Origin of the sequence: Terrabacter sp. Soil810 (assembly GCF_001429645.1) — a bacterium.
Classification (GTDB): domain Bacteria; phylum Actinomycetota; class Actinomycetes; order Actinomycetales; family Dermatophilaceae; genus Terrabacter.
On sequence record NZ_LMSW01000016.1, the window covers coordinates 21,850 to 39,803 of the forward strand.

General features: G+C 66.9%; 15 protein-coding genes and 1 pseudogene. 12 read left to right on the forward strand and 4 right to left on the reverse strand.

Annotated features, from left to right (window positions below; all coding sequences use genetic code 11):
* The first annotated feature begins 752 nt into the window (after positions 1 to 752).
* A complete protein-coding gene (locus tag ASG96_RS20915) occupies positions 753 to 1,037 on the forward strand; it encodes a hypothetical protein (RefSeq protein ID WP_157611098.1) in 285 nt (94 codons plus the stop codon).
* A 12-nt stretch (positions 1,038 to 1,049) separates the two neighbouring features.
* Here the strand turns inward: ASG96_RS20915 and ASG96_RS20920 are convergent, their stop codons facing one another.
* On the reverse strand, positions 1,050 to 1,391 hold the full coding sequence (locus ASG96_RS20920) for a hypothetical protein (RefSeq protein ID WP_057589274.1): 342 nt from the start codon (positions 1,389 to 1,391) through the stop codon (positions 1,050 to 1,052).
* Positions 1,388 to 2,911 carry a hypothetical protein gene (locus tag ASG96_RS20925; RefSeq protein WP_057589275.1) on the reverse strand — a complete coding sequence of 508 codons (1,524 nt, stop codon included), beginning with the start codon at positions 2,909 to 2,911 and terminating at the stop codon, positions 1,388 to 1,390. Before ASG96_RS20925 ends, ASG96_RS20920 begins: the two co-directional genes overlap by 4 nt.
* A 356-nt stretch (positions 2,912 to 3,267) precedes the next feature.
* Between ASG96_RS20925 and ASG96_RS20930 the strand changes: the two genes are divergently transcribed.
* Both ASG96_RS20930 and ASG96_RS20935 read left to right on the forward strand, forming a co-directional pair.
* Positions 3,268 to 3,678, forward strand: coding sequence for a hypothetical protein (locus tag ASG96_RS20930; RefSeq protein WP_020145911.1), 411 nt, complete (start codon positions 3,268 to 3,270; stop codon positions 3,676 to 3,678).
* 5 nt (positions 3,679 to 3,683) lie between these two features.
* Positions 3,684 to 4,109, forward strand: a complete 426-nt coding sequence (locus ASG96_RS20935) for a hypothetical protein (RefSeq protein WP_235509255.1) — start codon at positions 3,684 to 3,686, stop codon at positions 4,107 to 4,109.
* Here the strand turns inward: ASG96_RS20935 and ASG96_RS23465 are convergent.
* Positions 4,049 to 4,489, reverse strand: a complete 441-nt coding sequence (locus tag ASG96_RS23465) for a hypothetical protein (protein WP_157611099.1) — start codon at positions 4,487 to 4,489, stop codon at positions 4,049 to 4,051. The genes ASG96_RS20935 and ASG96_RS23465 overlap by 61 nt on opposite strands.
* A gap of 133 nt (positions 4,490 to 4,622) precedes the next feature.
* Between ASG96_RS23465 and ASG96_RS20940 the strand changes: the two genes are divergently transcribed.
* The 8 genes and pseudogenes from ASG96_RS20940 to ASG96_RS22940 all read left to right on the forward strand — a co-directional run.
* Positions 4,623 to 5,702 (forward strand): C40 family peptidase, encoded by a 1,080-nt coding sequence (locus ASG96_RS20940; RefSeq protein ID WP_057589277.1) that lies wholly within the window; start codon positions 4,623 to 4,625, stop codon positions 5,700 to 5,702.
* Between the two features lie 108 nt (positions 5,703 to 5,810).
* On the forward strand, positions 5,811 to 6,104 hold the full coding sequence (locus tag ASG96_RS20945; RefSeq protein WP_231372357.1) for a DUF6112 family protein: 294 nt from the start codon (positions 5,811 to 5,813) through the stop codon (positions 6,102 to 6,104).
* Between the two features lie 199 nt (positions 6,105 to 6,303).
* Positions 6,304 to 6,897 carry a hypothetical protein gene (locus tag ASG96_RS20950; protein WP_057589278.1) on the forward strand — a complete coding sequence of 198 codons (594 nt, stop codon included), beginning with the start codon at positions 6,304 to 6,306 and terminating at the stop codon, positions 6,895 to 6,897.
* Positions 6,894 to 8,231, forward strand: a complete 1,338-nt coding sequence (locus ASG96_RS23470) for a type IV secretion system protein (protein ID WP_057589279.1) — start codon at positions 6,894 to 6,896, stop codon at positions 8,229 to 8,231. The genes ASG96_RS20950 and ASG96_RS23470 overlap by 4 nt, the downstream gene beginning before the upstream one ends.
* 2 nt (positions 8,232 to 8,233) lie before the next feature.
* Complete coding sequence (locus tag ASG96_RS20960) at positions 8,234 to 9,679, forward strand: SCO6880 family protein (RefSeq protein WP_057589280.1); 1,446 nt, start codon at positions 8,234 to 8,236, stop codon at positions 9,677 to 9,679.
* 227 nt (positions 9,680 to 9,906) lie between these two features.
* Positions 9,907 to 11,136: an ATP-binding protein gene (locus tag ASG96_RS20965; protein WP_057589281.1), complete on the forward strand. Its 1,230-nt coding sequence runs from the start codon at positions 9,907 to 9,909 to the stop codon at positions 11,134 to 11,136.
* A gap of 121 nt (positions 11,137 to 11,257) precedes the next feature.
* Complete coding sequence (locus ASG96_RS20970) at positions 11,258 to 12,760, forward strand: tyrosine-type recombinase/integrase (protein WP_082591944.1); 1,503 nt, start codon at positions 11,258 to 11,260, stop codon at positions 12,758 to 12,760.
* Positions 12,761 to 12,966: 206 nt separating this feature from the next.
* Positions 12,967 to 13,617: pseudogene (locus ASG96_RS22940) on the forward strand (tyrosine-type recombinase/integrase); the annotation flags it as partial.
* 749 nt (positions 13,618 to 14,366) lie between these two features.
* Here the strand turns inward: ASG96_RS22940 and ASG96_RS23475 are convergent.
* A complete protein-coding gene (locus tag ASG96_RS23475) occupies positions 14,367 to 16,871 on the reverse strand; it encodes a hypothetical protein (protein WP_162262065.1) in 2,505 nt (834 codons plus the stop codon).
* Positions 16,872 to 16,931: 60 nt separating this feature from the next.
* Here ASG96_RS23475 and ASG96_RS20980 point away from each other — a divergent pair, with 60 nt between their 5' ends.
* Entirely contained in the window at positions 16,932 to 17,159 is a 228-nt protein-coding gene (locus ASG96_RS20980; RefSeq protein ID WP_235509257.1) for a DUF305 domain-containing protein, read from the forward strand.
* Positions 17,160 to 17,954: the final 795 nt, after the last annotated feature.

Consider the following 17,954-nt stretch of genomic DNA (forward strand, 5'->3'; position numbering starts at 1 on the left):
GGCACCCGCGGGCCCCGCGACCACCTTGGTGCCAGACGTGTGGAGCGAGTAAAGAGGCGGTCGAGCCGAGATGCGACGTTGGCGATCGCAGCACTGGGCGACATCGGAGGACGAAGCGGAGTTGGGCCGAGGTCAGGGACGAAGAGGCGCTCGGGTGCTGGCGACAGCGTGGGGCATCAGCGGGGCCGGTTGGTGCGCGCCGAGAGCAGGCACCTGTGCATGGTGCGAATTTGGCGCCGGCTCGGCCGTCGCCGACGTCCGGCGACCGACGATCATCACGCGCGCAGTGGGGCGCCGACGAGAGCCTGCGCACGTGCGACGCCGTCCCGGACCCTATGCTGGTGAAGCCGGCGTTCGCTCCCCCTGTGCGGGCGTCGGCTTCTCAAACCTTCGTCCCACCTGGAATCAGGTCCAGCACGTTCGAACAGATATTCGACAGTGCGGGATACTGGGTGAATGGCTGGTGGTTCGGGACGAGGGCATGAGCACCCCATCCCGGTGCCGCCTCCAGCTCGCCGGCACTGCTGGGTCACCGGTCCGGAGTCGTCGCGGGGACCCCATCCAGGGCTGATCGTTGAGTGGTCCCGTCGCAACGACGGGTGGTGGGCGTTCGTCACCTATGTCATCGAGGCCGACGCCGCAGTCGTGCAGCAGTGGCTGCCGGCCAAGCTGCTCACCCCGACAGTGTCGCCCCGACGGTGACCCAATCGCTCCGTCATGCACCTACATCGAAGCGAACGGAAGGATTGCCCATGCGACACCCAGTGGACGCGGGAGCACGCCAGCGCCTCCTTGAGGCGCAGCGCGCAGAGACCGAGGCGCTGCGGAAGGTCGAGACGGCTGGCAAGGGCTGTGCTCGGGCCCGAGACCGCCTTGCGGCGGCGGATGCCAAGTTGCTCGAGGCGCAGCGCAGCCTCGTGCATACGTCCGGCGTCACTCGCGCCGCACTGCTGCTCGGCACTGACGAGGCGACGCTACGGCGCGACCTGCGACGTGCCGATCAGGTCGACACCTCGGACACGCCGACTACCGCCTGAGAGGCGAGCCGCTCAGACCGACGGCCAACGCACGGTCAACATCACCGAGTCCTCGATGGCGCGCCAGGCGTGCACGACGCCAGGGCCCCACATCACGTAGTCGCCTTGACGGCTCAGCTCGACCTCACGGTCAGGCAGACGCTGGACGAAGCGCCCGGAGATGAGCACCATCATCGAGGTGCGGGACTCACCCGTGGTCCAGTCGGCTCGCTCCTCCCCCGCGGCATGCGTGCCCCACTTGATCTCCACGTCGCTCGTGTTCGCCACGCTGTCGGGAGGCGCGATGAAGTTCCCGACGAGCCACCCACGGTGCGCAGGGCCGTCATCGAACGCGTTGCCAGTAGCGATGCTCACGAGACTCCAATCTGGAAGGCCGGCACGCTGACTCGCTCCGGATTGAGCTGGGCGAGCCGCTTCAAACCTAGGGCACATGCGACGAGCCCTTCATCCGTCCATTGCGGGTCGTGCAGCAGCCCTTCGAGTCCGTCAGCATCGGCGCTCGAGTAGCGCAGCAGGCCAGAGACCTCCCAGTTCGCCTCGATGTCGCCACCAAAGAGCTGCCAGAAGGTCTCGTCGTGCACGGCGAGCAGGGCGGGGAACTCGAAGCTGCCAGCCACGAGGTTGTACGCGAAGCCGTTGAGGTGAACCTCGAGAGCCGAGGACTCCGTCAGCCACCGCATGGCCGGCGTCATGCGGCTCGGGTGCAGGAGGTCGGCCACCGATGACGGCCCGAGACTGTTGTCCGTCTCCGCCCGCCCGAGCAGCTCCTCCTCCATCTCCCGCAGGAGAGTGAGTCGCACGTCCACCTCAGCAGTCGCCTCGTTGGTCGGCTGGTGGAAGCACTTGGGGATTACGGCGATGCGTCCAGCTCCGTTGAGAACCCTGCTGCTGCGCTGCTGGATGAGCAGGACGTAGTCAGCCGGCCGGTTGCCCGATGCCGGACGAGCGAAGGCCGACAGGGCGAGCGCTCCCCCGACACACTCTCGGGCGCTCGGAGTGAGCACCGCACGTGCGGTGGGCAACAGCTGCTCTCGGAGCGGAAGCACCGACGTACCAGCAGCGAGCGCCGTGAGGACCTCAGCCTCGAGCAGATCCCACGTGAGCGCGTAGCGCGCGAACGTGGTCATGGCGAACTGAGCACGTATGCCACCCGACTCGTCCTCGACGTCCACAAGACGGTAGGTCGGTTGATCCGAGAAGCGTGTGTCACCAGTCAGGCAGCGCGCCAGACGCGATTCCGCGGCCGCGAGCAGGGCTGGTGAAGCCAGTAGGGGCGGAGCCGCTGCCCGTCGAGCGAATCCGAAGGACGGCACTCCCGTGTTCCGAGGGGCGAGGCTCCCGTGCGGGGTGACCAGAGTTGTCGTCATGTCGCCCTCGCTGGACTGAATGCGCACCGCTCCCGCGAGGCCGCTCTCGGTGCTGTAGAAGTCCAGGAGCCGGTCAGCGACGGCCCGTCTGTCGACGTGAGCGATCGGTTCGTCGCGATGCAACGCGGCGGCCCCGTTGGCAACTGCTGCATGCGAAGCGCCAGGAGCGCTGGCTCGCAGCTCGGCGAGGAACTCCAGGGCCGAGTGGAGGTGCGTCGCACCCTGTAACGCAGTCGCGGACTCAGCCGCCTGCGACGAGTCGGCAGCCCCACAGAAACGAAGCTCGGCGAAGCGTTCTCGCGCGTCCTCGGTGGCTCGGCTGAGGAGCGTGTCCAGCGCGGCTTGCATCTCCGTCGTGAGCTTCATAGCCGGATTCGCATGCCACTTCGCGACCGTGCGAGCGGCTGAACCCAGAGTCTCGGCAAAGGCTTCGTTCGTCAGCCTCAAGGCCTGCTGAAGACTGACCGCGTCAGCGGGCCGCCAGGTCGGCACCACGACGGAGCTCATGACCGACCCGCCAGGCAGCGCGGCACTCGGCTGTGCACCTGAGTGCATCGCGGGTGCATCAGCGGGTCATGGGGCGACGCGACCCGCGCTGGCTGACTGGATCGCATGAAGTCCTCACCACAAGCAGGCCCTTCGTCGGCCAACGTCCAGGCGATCCACCTCCCTCGGCGCCTGCATTGTGCGCCGGTCTCGCCGGACCGCAACTCGACCGCGAAGCCCGTGTGGACAACGTGTCGCGTCCTGAGACTTGTCCACAACTGGGTGAGACCGAGCCAGCGCCGGATGGCAACAAGCGGGACAAATGGTAAGGAGCGGGCTGCTGCCGATGCCCCGCTGATCTCACGAAGGAGCAGGGCATGACCACTCGCGATGTCAAGGCCGAGCAGCTCGCTGAGAGCCTGCGCCAGTGCGGGCCATTGGCCCGGGAATCTGATGGAAGAGACGAGCTGTGGCTCACGGTTCAAGACGTCGTCTGCACCCGCAGCACGTGTCACATCGTGCCCATGGGGTCCACCTCGCCGGTGTCGGTGACGCCGGAGCACTCCACCGACGAGCTCCTCGCGGCCATGGAGTGGCTCGTCGCCCACGAGGCTCACGCGAGAGCGATGGCGCCTCGAGAGCTCTTCATCATGCTCCGCGGCGTCGCCACGCGCGGCGCGCTCGGTTCGGCACGCGCCGCGCAGGCCGACGCGCTTCACGGGATGACCCACGTGAGCCCGGGTGAACCGGTCGTGTTCGCCGACCTCGAGATGTCGGAAGTGGCGTGACCACCATGCGGACCAGCTTCAACGACTGGACGGCGGCTCAGCTCCACCTCTCGGCGGAGGAGCTCGCCGACATCAACCTGACCCCCGTCTTCGACCTCTTCATCTCCAGGATCGAGGAAGCCAGACGACGTGGCGCAGCAGACCCACTGACCACGATCACGACCAAGCGCGCCGGCGGGAACTCGCGCGCATGCACCAAGCGGATGCTCGAGCAGCTCGGCTTCACCGCCGCCCAGCGGCGCGCCGTCCACCGGCTCCTCGCCGGCTCCCCTTCGGGGTGGCCCGGACTGCTCCGGCTGTATGCGGTGTCGCAAGACCTCACCGTTGGGCAGCGCCAGTACGCGCGCCGTCAGGTGCAGACGCTGCGCAATCACGTCGCGCCTCGCAGCGTGGCCAGCGCCGGGTGCTCGACGAGTCCGGCGTTGCCGTAGAGCGCAGCGATGCCGGCCACGGCGATCGATGCCATGGCCCGACTCGACATGAGCCGAGCGACTCCGTCGCTGTAGTCGAATACCGCGTAGCCGTCTTCGACGCACGGCCGGAACCCGACCAAGGATCCCCACCAGAACGAAACCGACTGTCCTGCCTCGAGATTGAGCAGAACGCGACGGCTAGTCAGCAGACCCACACCTCGCGACTCCCCCGTCCATCGGGCCCGGTCAGCGTGACGCACCTCGACCGGAACCTGGCGCAGCGCGCGTTCGCCGGGCTCCAGGACGAGCCCCATGGACATGACATCGACATTCAGCGGCGGCGCCAGCCCAGCCAGCTCGAGCGCAAGCTGTCGAGCGTCCGTCCACTCGTCGGACATCACGTGAGCGCGACGTGGCAGTGACCTCAGTCGGTTCATACGGCGTACCTCCTCGGCGAGGACAACTTGCCGCCGAGGGGCACCATCGGCGCACGGCGTTCCGGTAGTGCCCCGAGCCCGCGGTTCGCGCACCATGTCGCTCACCCGTGCAGCCGCCGTCGTTGCCGCGGGCGGAGTCGCAGTGCTCGGTGGCCTGGGAGTCGTGACGATCGCCGCCACCCAGAGCGGTGCACTCCCGTCCCGCCCTCTCGCTTGCGTGTCGAGCGGCCCGGTGCCAGGACTCTCGCCGATCCAGGCGCAGAACGCCCGCACGATCGTTGCGGCTGCCGAACAGAGAGCTGGCAGGGCCGGTGCCCTCATCGCTCTCATCGTTGCTCTGGCCGAGTCGGACCTGCGTGTCCTCTCCAACCCGAATGACCCGACGGGCTCAGCGTTCCCGAGCCAGGGCGTGGGCTTCGACCACGACTCCTTGGGCCTCTTCCAGCAGCGTCCGGGGTGGGGCAGTGCGGCCAAACGCATGGACGCGACCGAGTCGACTCACCTCTTCGTCGACGCGCTCCTCCGGCTCCAGGACTGGCAGTCCATGACGCCTTGGTATGCCGCACAGATGGTCCAGCGGTCAGCCTTCACCGGGCGCCCCAGCAGTGCGAACGGTGGCTCGAGCGTCGTCGGAGGCAACTACCAGCGACAGACCGCACACGCATCAGCGGTCCTCGCCTTCATCGCACACGACACTGCGAACCTCGACTGCGGCGGTGCGCCGCCGGATACCCTCGCGCCGGGTGGATCCGGCACTCACGGGCTCCCCGCAGGATTCGGGCTGCCGCCCAACACGTCTCCCGAGGCGCGTACGGCAGTGGCCTTTGCGCTCGCCCAGCTCGGGAAGCCGTACGTTTGGGGCGGCAACGGGCCTGGTGCCTTCGACTGCTCGGGGCTGACCCAACAGGCGTGGCGCCGAGCGGGGATCCCCATCGGACGTGTGGTCAGCCAGCAGCTGCGTGACGGCACGGCGACAACCTCGAGCACCCTTGCCCCGGGAGACCTCGTGATGATCCCGGGATCATCGGGGACGCTCGCCTCGCCGGGCCACGTCGGCATGTACATCGGACGCGGACTCGTCGTCAACGCTCCTCGAACGGGCGACGTCGTCCGGGTTGTCTCCTACAAGTCCTTTGTGTCGCAGGGCGTTTCGGGGCTTCGCCACATCTCCTGACGGAACGATCTGGGCCCTATCTGCGACGGCCGACGAATAGTGCCCCTACCGGTCCTCTATCGCAGCCATGTGCGGAACCGGTCCGCGCGAGCTGCGAAAGGCACCACGATGAAGACTTGGATGATCCCCTCTGTCGACGTCCCGCCCAACCAGAATGGCCTGCCCGGCATCGCCGCTATCGAGAAGATCGTCGGCGCCCTTCTCACGTTCGGTCTCATCGCGTCCGTGGCCGGCATCGCCATCTCGGCGATCGCGTGGGCCATCGGTTCGCACTCGTCAAACCCCCACGTGGCCGGCCGCGGCAAGACCGGCGTCCTCGTCTCTGCGGGGGCGGCGATGCTCATCGGCGCGGCGAACACACTCGTGACCTTCTTCAGCGCCGCGGGCTCTGCGGTCCAGTGACATGGACTGGAGAGCTCTCCGCCCGTACCTGACTGCTGCGAGCGTCGTCGTCCTGCTCTTCGTGGCTGGAGTCGTTGCGCTGTCTCAATCCGATGCGCCAGTCGGGGGCTCGCCTCAGGTCTCGGGCTCGCCGACGCCAGATGCCGCACCGACGACGGAGTCGTCGACCACTCAGTCGCCCGGGCCGACCAAGGACCCGGTGGCGACCGAGATCGACCGCCTCCGTGCGGCGGCACGAGTCGCACCGGGGCCGCCGGGGCGACGCATCGCCGGCGACTTCTCCCATCAGCCCGACCTGTATGCCGCGGAGTTCGTCCGCCGGCTCCTGACGCAGGACTACCGGACGTCGAGGGCCGAGCACATCGCTTGGGTGCAGTCGGAGGCCGCTCAGACCTCCGAGCCCCTCGTCGTGGGACTGGTGCCCAAGGAACTGCGCGACCACCTTGCCGTCTACTCGGTGACGGACGCTGCGGGTCAGACCCCGGCTGTCCCGGTGCGGAACGCGTGGACCGCCCTTGGACTGCAGGACGCGTACACCACCGTCCGCATCGAACGAGTGACTGAACCGATGGCATGGAGTACCGCCGTCTCGAGCGGGAGAATCAGCGACCCGGGCATCACCGGTCGTGAGGTCGCCGCATCTGTCACCCTCCACTACAGCAAGCAGGGGAAGGCCGTGACCTCGACGTCTTCTGTAGCCATGACGCTCAACATAGAGGGACCTCCCACCCGAGGCTCGTGGGGCTTCGTCACCGCGGTCACCTACTCGTCTCTGGCGGTGAGCGCGTCATGAGCTGCGACGGCATCATGGCCGCCAACCCGATGTGTCTCCTCGGCCAAGCGGCAGCGGGCACCGCCGGGGCGGCATCCAACGTCGTCGATGGGGCCTTCAGCAGCATCGCCGGCTACTTCGGGCTGGCAGCGCAGAACGCCACCACCTGGCTGTGGCAGCAGATCGGCGAGGCGACCACGCTGGACCTGGCCTCGCCGGCTCTGGCGCGGGAGATGGCGATCACCGGCGCGATCGCCGCCACCCTCTGCCTCGGACTCTTCATCATCCAGGTCACCTCCGCCGCTCTCCGGGGGCACCCCGTGGCTCTGGGCCGCGCCTTAAGTGGGCTCCTCATCAGCTTCGTCGGGTCCGCGCTCGCCCTCGCGACGACGCGCGTCTTGCTCGGAGCGGTCGACGCACTCAGCGACGGCGTCGTCCGCTACACGATGGGCACACAGATGGGCTCCCTCGGCGGCAAGCTCTCCTTTGTCGGCCTGGCCCAGATGCAGAACCCTGCCGTCATGATCCTCCTGGCGGTCGTCATCATCGTGGCGGCGGTCGTCGTGTGGGCAGCCATGATGATCCGCAAGCTGATGCTCATCGTGGCCGCGGTGCTCGCCCCGTTGGCCTTTGCCGGCGCGACGGCCGACTTCACCCGCGCCTGGGTCCGCCGGTGGATCGAGTTCGTCGCAGCCATGATCGTCTCGAAGCTGCTCCTCGTCATCATCCTGAGCATCGGCGTCGCCGTCCTCAACGGCGCCGGACAGTCAGGCTCCGGCGTGGGTCAGACCGTCACGCAGCTCGCCGGCGGGTCCCTGATCCTGTTGCTGGGCGGGCTGGCTCCCTGGGTGGCGATCCGCATGTTCCACTTCGCGGGCGACACCCTTCATTCGGCGCATGCCACGGCCCGGCAGGCCTCGGTCGGCGCGCAGACTCTGGTCAGCGCACCACAGAAGGTCAGCGCGATCCAGGCGCAAGGACGAGCGCTCGCCTCCGTCGGGTCGTCCGGCCACAGCCGCGGGAGCAAGGGCAGTGGCGGTATGCCGCCTCCCCCGCGCCCGGGATCCTCCGGGCCAGTGGGACCACCGCCGCCCGGGCCGGGATCCGGCCTTGCCGCCGGTGCCACAGGACCAGCTGGAGCAGCCAGCGGAGGGGGCGCCGCAGCCGCCGCCTCGCTGGCTGCTCCGGCTGCCGGAGTCGCCGGGGTCGCTCTCGGCGCCAAGGGCGTCGCCATGAAGGCCGGCGACGTCGCGACCAACCCACCTGGGGTCTCTTCGCCTGGCGGCGGGGGCCCTGGCGCCGCTGTCCAGGAAGCGCCCATGAAGCAGCCACTCACCCACGGCTCGAGGAGCTGACCATGACCGACGCCACGACAACCCCGATGACAGTCCGTTTCGGACGCCTCCCCCGGCGGGGCCTGCTCCTTGGGCTCTCGTCATCACGCATCCTCTGCCTGTGCGTCGCCGCGCTCGTCTTCGTGCCCGCGATCTTCCTCGGCAGCTCGACCGGCGCCGGCCTGACGGCCCCCCTCTGGGGCGGACTCATCGCGCTCGCCTTTGTGCGCTGGCATGGTCGCCCCGCCGTCGAGTCACTCCCCACTGCAGGGCACTACGCCGTGCGGAAGCTGAACGGTCAGACCAAGTTCCGAGCGCGCCCATCAGCGCCACGACCAGGCGGCACGCTCGCCCTCCCCGGCGACGCTGCTGCCCTGCGCTTCCTGATCGACGAGGAGTCCGGCGCAGCGATGCTGCACGACCCACACGGGCACACACTTACCGCGGTCGCTCTCGTGCGCCACCCGGCATACGTGCTCCTGTCCAGCGACGAGCAGGCGAGACGCGTACACGGATGGGGTCGGGCGTTGGCCGGCCTGGCCGCGTCCGGGACTGGCTGCCGGCTGCAGGTGCTCGAGGTGTCGCTACCCGACGCCGGTCGCGGCATCACTGGTTGGTGGGAGGTCAACGGTGTCAAGCAGCCGGGCCAGTGGGCCGTGCAGCAGTACGAGTCGCTCATGAAGACAGCGGCGCCCGCGGCGTCGACGCACCGCACGGTTCTCGCGCTCTCGCTCGACCTCCGCAGCGCCCGGGCACACATCAAGCAGGCGGGACGGGGACTCCGCGGGGCCGCCGCGTTCCTGCGACAGGAGATGACCTCCCTCGAGGCGGGGCTCCGCGCCGCCGACCTGTCGCTGGCGACGTGGCTCAACGAGAGCGAGCTCGCGGCGACTCTGCGGGAAGCGTTCGAGCCCGGGCACGAGACGGGTGACGCCGGGACTCAGAAGCTGGCGAGTGCTGGCCCGGTGGCCATGGACGAGGAGTGGGACCACGTCCGCCACGACACGGCATATTCCGCCGTGCTCTGGATCAGCGAGTGGCCGCGCGTCGGCGCGCCGCCGTACTTCCTCCACTCACTGGTCTTCCAACCGGGGATCCGCAAGACCCTCTCGATGACGATCCAGCCGATCCCCGCGGACGCCGCGATGCGCGACATCCGGAAGGCCAAGGTGGAGTACGCCACCGAGGCGGCGCAGAAGGCCAAGATCGGCGCCATCGCCGACCTCTCGGACAGCGCCGAGCGCGACGACGTCCTCGAGCGCGAACGCGCCCTCATCAGCGGCCACGCGGACGTGAAGTTCACCGGCCTCATCTCCGTCACCGCGCCATCGCGGGATGAGCTCGAAGCATCGGTCGCGGAGATCTCGCGCGCCGCCATCCAGTGCGGATGCGAGACGCGACGGCTCTACGGGCAGCAGGCGCGAGCATTTGTCTCGGCCTCGCTTCCGCTCGCGCGGAAGGTGAGCTGATGCCGACCGCTGGGGCAACAGGGACCTTCTACGCGCCGCAAGGCACCAAGCGTCGCCGCGGGCGGCATGAGAAGCCGCCGGCCGCTCGCTCGGGTGAAGGGGCACGGGACAGGCAAGGTGGTGACGGTGACCCGCCGACCTTCCTTCCCGCGGAGGGAGAGAGCGGCCCTGAGGCCGGGCGGTCCTATCGCAGGCTTCGTCTGCCGGGACACCGCGCCACTTCCGACGTGGTCGCCGGCGCGTACCCCTTCCTTGCGGAGGGTGGTCTTGGGAGCGCAGGCGTCTACGTCGGGCAGGACGCCTGGTCAGGAGGTGGCTTCTGCTTCGACCCCTGGGTGCTCTATAGCCAGGGCATCATCACGAACCCGAACTGCTTGCTCGCCGGGGTCGTCGGGAAGGGAAAGTCCTGCCTCGCCAAGTCGCTGGCGACTCGGTCGATCGCCTTCGGGCGGCGGGTCTACGTGCCCGGCGACCCGAAGGGTGAATGGTCCGTCGTCGCCAAGGCTGTCGGTGGGGCTGCCATCCAGCTCGGCGGCGGCTCACGCAACCGCCTGAACCCACTGGACACCGGACCGCGCGACCCGGCAATCCCTGACTCCCAGTGGCAGCTACTGGTCGCCAACCGGCGACGCGCCCTGGTCGGGTCACTGGCTCAGTCGGCACTCGGGCGGCCTCTGATGTCTGTTGAGCACACCGCTCTGGACGTTTCGCTGGCCGGTGCTGCTGCGGCGGTCGAACCAACGTTGCCGATGCTCGTCGACCTGCTCTTGGAGCCGCAGTCTGCGCCCCCCGGCTCGAGCGCCGCTGAGCTTGCACGCGACGGGCGGGACTTGGCCCATGCCATGCGTCGTTTGGTTGCGGGTGACCTCGGCGGCCTGTTCGACGGGCCGTCAACCCTCACCTTCGACCCCGCTCTGCCGATGGTCTCGCTGGACCTTTCGCAGATTCAGGGCTCCGATCAGCTCATCGCGATGGTGATGACGTGCGCCTCAGCATGGATGGAGGCGGCACTGTCGGCACCTGACGGGGGCCAGAGGTGGGTCATCTACGACGAGGCGTGGCGGCTCATGCGCCAGCCGGCCCTGCTTGCCCGCATGCAGTCCCAATGGAAGCTGTCCCGCGGCCTGGGGATCGCGAACCTCCTCATCGTGCACCGGCTGTCCGACCTTGACGCCGTAGGAAACGCGGGCTCGGAGTCACGTGCGCTGGCTCGAGGCCTGCTCGGCGACTGCTCAACGAAGATCGTCTACCAGCAGGAGGTCAGTGAGGCTCCTCAGACCGCACTCGAACTGGGCTTGTCGACCGCCGAGCGCGCCCAGCTCCCCGACCTGCAGCGCGGCGAAGGCCTGTGGCGCGTCGGCCAAAGAGCATTCGTCGTCCGGCACGTGGCGACGGATGAGGAGCTGACGCTCTTCGACACCAACTCCCGTATGGAGGTCCCGAGGTCGGCCATCTGAGTCCCGTCAGCACTCACCGCAGGCGTTCGTGATCTACCGGATCTGCTTGATATGTGGGTGATCCTTCGGGGTCGCCGGCGCTCCTACGTTGGGGTGTCCGTTCTCCTCGAGGAGGCCCCGTATGCCGAGCGTTGTGTCGTGTCTGATTCCGTCCGCTGAGCCTCGGCAGGAGCTGTTCGGCGATCCGCTGCTGGGTGCCTACCTGGAGTTCTTGTCCGGGCGCTGTCGGCCGAACTCGGTGCTGGCGGCACGGTTCGACCTGAAGGTGTTCTTCACGGTGGTGGCCAAGCCGGTCGAGGCGGTGACGGCGACGGACGTGCTGGGGTTCATCACCGCCCAACGCAGCGGCGCCCCTCACCTTCCGGACCCGCTGCTCGCTCCGGTCGGCGGTGACATGGTCGGGGTGTCCCTGCGGACCGTGCGTCGCCGACTGTCCACGGTCGCAGGGCTGTACGCGTTCCTGACCGCTCGAGGCGACGTGCCCAGCAACCCGGTCCCGCGCGGGCTGCCGACTCGCCGCGAACGGCACCGGCCGTCCCAGGGTGTGCCGTTGGTGCGGGCGCCGCGACGGACGCTGCCGCGGATCCTGACCCCGGTCGAGGTCGACGCCCTCACCACCGCGTTGCGCACGCACCGGGACCGGGCCATGGTCGCCGCGATGCTGCTCGGCGGGCTGCGGCGCTGCGAGGTCCTCGGGCTGCGGATGGAGGATGTCCGTGCCGCGGAGCGTCGGTTGTTCATCGCTCAGGGCAAGGGCGGGCACCAACGCTTCGTGCCGATCTCCTCGAGGTTCTTCGAGCACCTGGGCGCCTACCTGCAGCAGGAACGACCCGCGGATGCCGACACCGACGTCGTGTTTCTCGTGTTGAAGCGTCCCCGGCGGGGCCGGCCCCTGAGCGCGTACGGCCTCGACGAGGTCCTCGAAGGCGCCCGCGCCAGGGCCGGATTGGCGCACGCGTCCTGTCACGAGCTGCGCCACACCTGCCTGACCCGGCTGCGGGAGGCCGGGATGCCGCTGGAGGCCGTCCAGGCCCAGGCCGGGCACGCCTCGATCGAGTCGACCCGGATCTATCTGCACCTCGCCGACGACTGGCTCGCCTCCCAGTACCGCCGCGCCGCGGAAGTCATCGACGCCCAGGTCTTCGCGGCCAACCAGGGTCGCCCGTGCCGCCTGTCCCGCCGCATCTTCGGGACCATCCAGACCGTCAAGACCGAGCCGCGGTCCCGGGGTTCCGGAGGCTGCGGTGAGTGGGCCGCTGCTGCTGCCGACCTGGGACCAGCTCGAGGCCACCCACCCGCACGTGGTCGCCACGATGCGCACCTACCTGGCCCAGGTCGCCTGCGTCCTACGACCCGGCAGCGTCACCGGCGCCGACCTCGCGCTGCGCTCCTTCACCACCTACCTCGCCACCGAACACCCTGGGCTGCAACACGTTCGGGACATCGACCGGCCGCACATCGAGGGCTTCAAGACGTGGGTCGCGGCCCGACCCGGACAGAACCAGGCCCGCATCACCCCGGCCACCATCGCCCACCGCCTCGGCACCCTACGAGTGTTCTTCACCCGCATCGACGAATGGGGCTGGGACGACGCCCCACCGCGGGTGCCGATGTTCCTGGGTGACGTGCCCCGCCAACGCCACGCCCTGCCCAAAGCGCTCGATGACCCGAGCGCAGCGAAGCTGCTGCGCGCCGCGCAAGCCGACCGGCGCATGCTCGTCGGGGTCACCGTCGAGTTCCTCCTGGGCACCGGGCTACGCGTCGGGGAGTACACCGCCCTGACCGCCGACGCGGTCGTCCTGATCGGCCACCCACTCGCTCCACGTCCCGGTCGGAAAGCTCCACGAAGACCGCTACCTGCCGCTGCACCCACGCATCGTGACGCTCATCGACACCTACCGCGCCGCGCACGTCCCGCCCGGGCATCCGCTGCTGCTGCCCAGGGAGAACGGGCGAGCCCAAGACCGGCACGGCGTGACCCGGATGATCAACCGAGCCGGCTCCGCAGCCGGGCTCGCGCACATCCACCCCCACCAGCTGCGGCACACCCTGGCCACACAGGCCATCAACCGCGGCATGTCCATCGAGGCCATCGCCGCGATGCTCGGACACAAGTCCCTCGACATGACCCTCGTGTACGCCAAGATCGCCAACCGCACCGTCGCCGAGGAGTACTTCACCGTCGCCGAGAAAATCGAAGCCCTCTACGCCCAACTACCCGCCGAGGACCTCGGCCCGAACATGGCCCGCCTCAACCGCGAACACCACCGCATGCTCGGCAACGGCTACTGCACCCGACCCAAGACGATGGACTGCCAGTACGAGAACATCTGCGAGTCCTGCACGTTCTTCCAGACCACCATCGAGTTCCGCCCCACCCTGCTCGCCCAACGCGCCGACGCCTGCGCCAAAGGCCAGCCCCGACGCACCGAGATCTACGACAACCTCATCACCAGCCTCGACAGCACCGAAGCCTCTTGACACCGATCACCCACATAATGCCGATGAGCGCGCATCCTCTGACTGCGCCCTGACGCATTGCTGAGCCGTTAGCTCGAGCGGCGAGGCGGCGGGGCTGGCTGGAGGCGACAGGTGGCCAGGCGAGAGGCTCATGGTGCAGGACGCGTTAGAGCGTCTCGACGTACTGCAGCGTCGCCTCGCAGAGACACGCGAGATCGCAGCGAGGATTCGGACCAGCCACCGTGAAGAAGCTGGGCTGCAGAGGGCCCAAGTTCGGCACTCTTCACCTTTGCTCCTGCGGCCCAGGTTCGTCCCCGGACTGGCTCTAAACGCCGGCACTTCCTGTCTGTCCCCCCGCGATTGGGGATGCTGGCGGGAGGTTGCGCATTGTGACCGTTGAGGTTGGTGGCCGTGGGAATCTACCCACGGGGGTCGCGGTGTAGAGCGCCGATGCAAGTCCTTCAAATCGCCTTTCTCAGTCCTTTGCCTGTGTGGGCTGCATAGAAAACCCAGGCGTTCAGGAGCGAATACCGCCCGTCCTTATTGCCCTCTACGGGGCGGTTGGGGCGGGCGGTTTTCGCGTACACGGACGCGACCGCGCCCGGGGTAGGGGGGTGCAAAAGTCTGCAAGATTCGCCCTCCCGCTAGACCCGCCCGCTCTCTTTGAACGGCCGAGAGTTGACCGGAACCTATCTCGTACGGACAAAGCAGCACTACGGCCGTTGGCTTTCCCCGAAAAGGGAACTCCATCACGGGCCACGCTCCAGCAGCTATCCGACCGCCTCGTTCGGCATTTGACCTTGTGCATCATGAGCCAAATTGCCGTATTCACGCTTTACACTCCAGCGCTTCGGCCAGCCCTTCCAGTAGGGTTCGTCTCCCATGCGCCCGTGCAGCGAAAAGCGCAGGGGACCAGAGGCCATCGTGTCGCAAGCTGGTACGGCGATCATGCGTCTGCTCGTATTTGGCATTTTAGGAGCTATCGCCCACGATGGCCTGTTCAAGACGATGGTTGTGTCAGCCGCATGGAATGAATAGACCGCCCGACCTAATTCGTCCACAACAGTCTCGGCACGCTTGAACAGGGTGGGATAGAACCCGCTTCTTGAAAGTAGGTGCCTCAGCTCGGCAAGTTTTTCTAGTCCGAGGCCCAGTTCTCCCACTGACGGAAACTCGGTGTCTCCGTGAATCGTCGCGTTGCGAACCTTGAGTACCACTTCGTCTTGCACGAGGCGGGAGACGCTATTGAGGGAGTCTAAAACGAGTCTCTTGGAAGCCGTGGACAGGTCAAAGAAGGGTATCGTGTGCGGAAATGCGAATGGGTGATTTGTTTCCCGGCACACTGCTGGAATCTGGCTCGTCGGCCTCAGGTATTCGTCTGGAGCGAGTCGGTCGATGGCTTTAGCAAGGCGAGAAAACCCAGCGCCCAAGGCCGAAAGGGTGTTCTTCCCGGTTAGGTCCAATTGAAAGCGATTGTCGGTTGCAGGGGAGTACTTTTCTATGAAGGCAAGGACCCCAGGTCGAGGCTGTGGATCGTAGACGAAAGCCAGGTCATCCAAGAAGTGGTCGTTGGTCAGGGTCCACGTGCAAAACTCCAAGGAGACGCGGAGCGCTCCCTCAAGAGATGCAAACAGATTAGAGATCTCAGCGCGAATGGCATCCTGACTTGCGCCCTCGCTAATTCGCGCGCTCAGCGCTTCCTCGTACTTCTTCATGCGCCCCAAGTCGTCTTGAAGGGCAATTGTGGAGGCGCCCAGTTTCCACAGAAGAGTTTCTAGCATCTCGTCCTTTTCCATCCCCTCAAGGGAGACGTGCAGGTAGTCACCCGCTTTGTGCACGGCCGCCCGGCTTCCCAGTACCAGGTTCCGGAGCAGCTCTTCGGGAGATCCACCCCTAACGGCATAGTCAAGAATGTAGTCTTCCTCCACATTGGACGCCGAAGGGCCGACAAGGTAAGCCAAATCCTCCGGTGTCAAGGATGCTGAAGATTTGTCATAGTAGATTGACCTGAGCATCTCCATGAGTCGGTTTGCTACAAAGTCCCCTTTACCTGTGACGCGGATACCGCGGCGACCAATCTCCGCCCATGCGGTATTGCCGCCGAATCTGTCGATTCGTCGGACACGAACCTCATGCTCAGATATCGCGATTGTGCCATCGCTTACGCAGGCGTCTACAGCATGGATGATGAAGGCGTCTGGGAAAATTAAGAGCAGCTGGATCAGGTGAGGCGTGGAGAGTCCAGCTACGAAGGCGGCTGGGTTGTTCACAACGGAGCCAAGCCGCAAAGAGAGGGACTTCGCGCCGTGAGCTTTTAGCCCCTCCTTCAGCGCGACCTCTGCCACGGCTCGTAGTTCGTCGAGGTTCAAACCGTCGACGACAGTCTCAATAATCGCTTCAGAAGCCTCTAGATTGTACACTTGGTACTCGGCGAGGAACGCCTCGCTTATAAGGCGAGCGTGCGGGTCTTCGGAGCCCCCATACTTATCTGCAAGGTACGCAGTGACATAGTCTCCGGTCTTATTTGCAGGTGCAAGCCTCGGTGGAGTATCTGACGTGTTTAGCTTGATGCGATGGACCTCTTCACAAGTCTCATCAGAGCAGTAATACCCTGGGACAGAGAGTGTCGCTTCTAGGGTGCGAGCCTGCAGAGACTCTATGCACCCGAAAGGTCCAACCGTGGTGTAGCCCGCTTGGAAAACGCCGACTGGTAATTCCTTTAGCAGGTCAATTGTTTGGCTCGCACTGAGTTCGCGTTTTTCGGGAAACCGTGCCGCTGTGCGGTCATGTAATTCGCGACCAAAAATGTAGGGAAACAAGACACGCTGCTTGGATATTTCGGTCGTGATACCTGACCGAAGTGCAGCCAGGTCGGTGGAGGGGTCGATCAGGATGCCTTCTGGGCATCCAAAACCCATGAATATGGAAAACTTGACGTCATTCGGCTTAAGGCGTTGGTTCTTCGCGCGAATTTCGTCGAACATGGTTCTGCCGAATGGCGATAGCCGTGCTGGTGCTGCCAAGGTGTCTGGGATCGTGTATGACCGGTCGATCACACACTCGGAGAGCAGGGAGTGAATGGCGAGTGCCTCTACGAAAACTCGTCGCAGGGTCGGGTCAGCGAGCTGAGCGGCTAGGGACGCAACGGAGTCTGTCGCTGGTTCACTGTCTTGACCGTACGTTTCCGTCACTTTGTAGCCTCCCTGTACGTGCTTCCGGTCGGAGCCTAACAACTTGAGGCCCTCTGGGCCCTCACGGGTGTCCACATTCCTCATGACAATGTGGACGGGGGGAGTCGGCCCGGATGTGTGTCGATGTTCGATGGCCTGTCCTTGATGAGCATGGAGGAGATGACCCAGCTCGTGACCGCCACCGGTGCGAGCTTCGACCGGATGTGGATGCAGATGATGATCAAGCACCACGAACGCGCGGTCGCGGTGGCCCGCACCGAGCTGTCGCAGGGGTCCAACGGCGAGGCCAAGCAGCTCGCCCAGGCGATCATCGACGCCCGTACCAAGGAGATCGCCACCATGCGGGCCCTCCTGAAGTCAGCCTTGAAGTGAGCCGTCCACGTGCCGCCCGGGCACGGTCACGCGCAGCACTGCTGCTACTGCTCGCCGTGACCGTAGTCTCGGCCTGCAGCACCCAGCGGGGCAGGCCCGCCCTGACCGACGCCACGGCTCCGAGCAGAGTGCGGCGCCCGGCATGCTGCAAGTGCACGACATTACCGCGAGCCCAGCGCCGGGAAGATCTACCTGGCCACGCACACCGGCCTCTACCGCTACGTGGGCGGTACGTCGACGCGGGTCAGCCTCGAGATCGACCGGATGGGGTTCACCGCGGCTGGGCCCCGTCACTACTACGCCTCGGGCCACCCCGGCAACGGAGTGGACCTGCCCCAGCCGGTGGGGCTGATCGAGACTCGCGACGGCGGCCGCAGCTGGAAGGTGCTGTCCCGTGGCGGCGAGTCGGACTTCCACGCGCTGACGGCAGCCCCCGCCGGGGTCGTCGGCTTCGACGGCGCTGTGCGCGTCAGCAGGGACGGCACCTCCTGGACCGAGGGCACCACGCCCGGCGACGTGGCCAGCCTCGCTGCGGCGCCGGACGGGTCCACGGTGCTGGCGGCCACACCGCAAGGGCGTCTTTACCTCCACCCACGGCACGACCTGGACGAAGGCGCCGGGCGCCCCGCTGCTAACCATGCTCGCCTGGGCGGACGAGGCCACCGCAGCCGGCATCACCATCGACGGCACGGTCGCGGTCAGCACAGACACGGGCCGGACCTGGAACACCGGCGCGGCACGACTAGACACTCCTGCCCACGCGATCAGCGCCAGCCGAACGGCCAACGGCCAACG

Bases quoted from the DNA above. Each gene is read 5' to 3' on its own strand.
- ASG96_RS20925 (WP_057589275.1), bottom strand. From the start codon at position 2,911: ATGAGCTCCGTCGTGGTGCCGACCTGGCGGCCCGCTGACGCGGTCAGT.
- ASG96_RS20935 (WP_235509255.1), top strand. From the start codon at position 3,684: ATGCGGACCAGCTTCAACGACTGGACGGCGGCTCAGCTCCACCTCTCG.
- ASG96_RS23475 (WP_162262065.1), bottom strand. From the start codon at position 16,871: ATGAGGAATGTGGACACCCGTGAGGGCCCAGAGGGCCTCAAGTTGTTA.
- ASG96_RS20960 (WP_057589280.1), top strand. From the start codon at position 8,234: ATGACCGACGCCACGACAACCCCGATGACAGTCCGTTTCGGACGCCTC.
- ASG96_RS20915 (WP_157611098.1), top strand. From the start codon at position 753: ATGCGACACCCAGTGGACGCGGGAGCACGCCAGCGCCTCCTTGAGGCG.
- ASG96_RS20940 (WP_057589277.1), top strand. From the start codon at position 4,623: ATGTCGCTCACCCGTGCAGCCGCCGTCGTTGCCGCGGGCGGAGTCGCA.
- ASG96_RS20945 (WP_231372357.1), top strand. From the start codon at position 5,811: ATGAAGACTTGGATGATCCCCTCTGTCGACGTCCCGCCCAACCAGAAT.
- ASG96_RS20970 (WP_082591944.1), top strand. From the start codon at position 11,258: ATGCCGAGCGTTGTGTCGTGTCTGATTCCGTCCGCTGAGCCTCGGCAG.
- ASG96_RS23470 (WP_057589279.1), top strand. From the start codon at position 6,894: ATGAGCTGCGACGGCATCATGGCCGCCAACCCGATGTGTCTCCTCGGC.
- ASG96_RS23465 (WP_157611099.1), bottom strand. From the start codon at position 4,489: ATGTCCGACGAGTGGACGGACGCTCGACAGCTTGCGCTCGAGCTGGCT.
- ASG96_RS20980 (WP_235509257.1), top strand. From the start codon at position 16,932: ATGAGCATGGAGGAGATGACCCAGCTCGTGACCGCCACCGGTGCGAGC.
- ASG96_RS20930 (WP_020145911.1), top strand. From the start codon at position 3,268: ATGACCACTCGCGATGTCAAGGCCGAGCAGCTCGCTGAGAGCCTGCGC.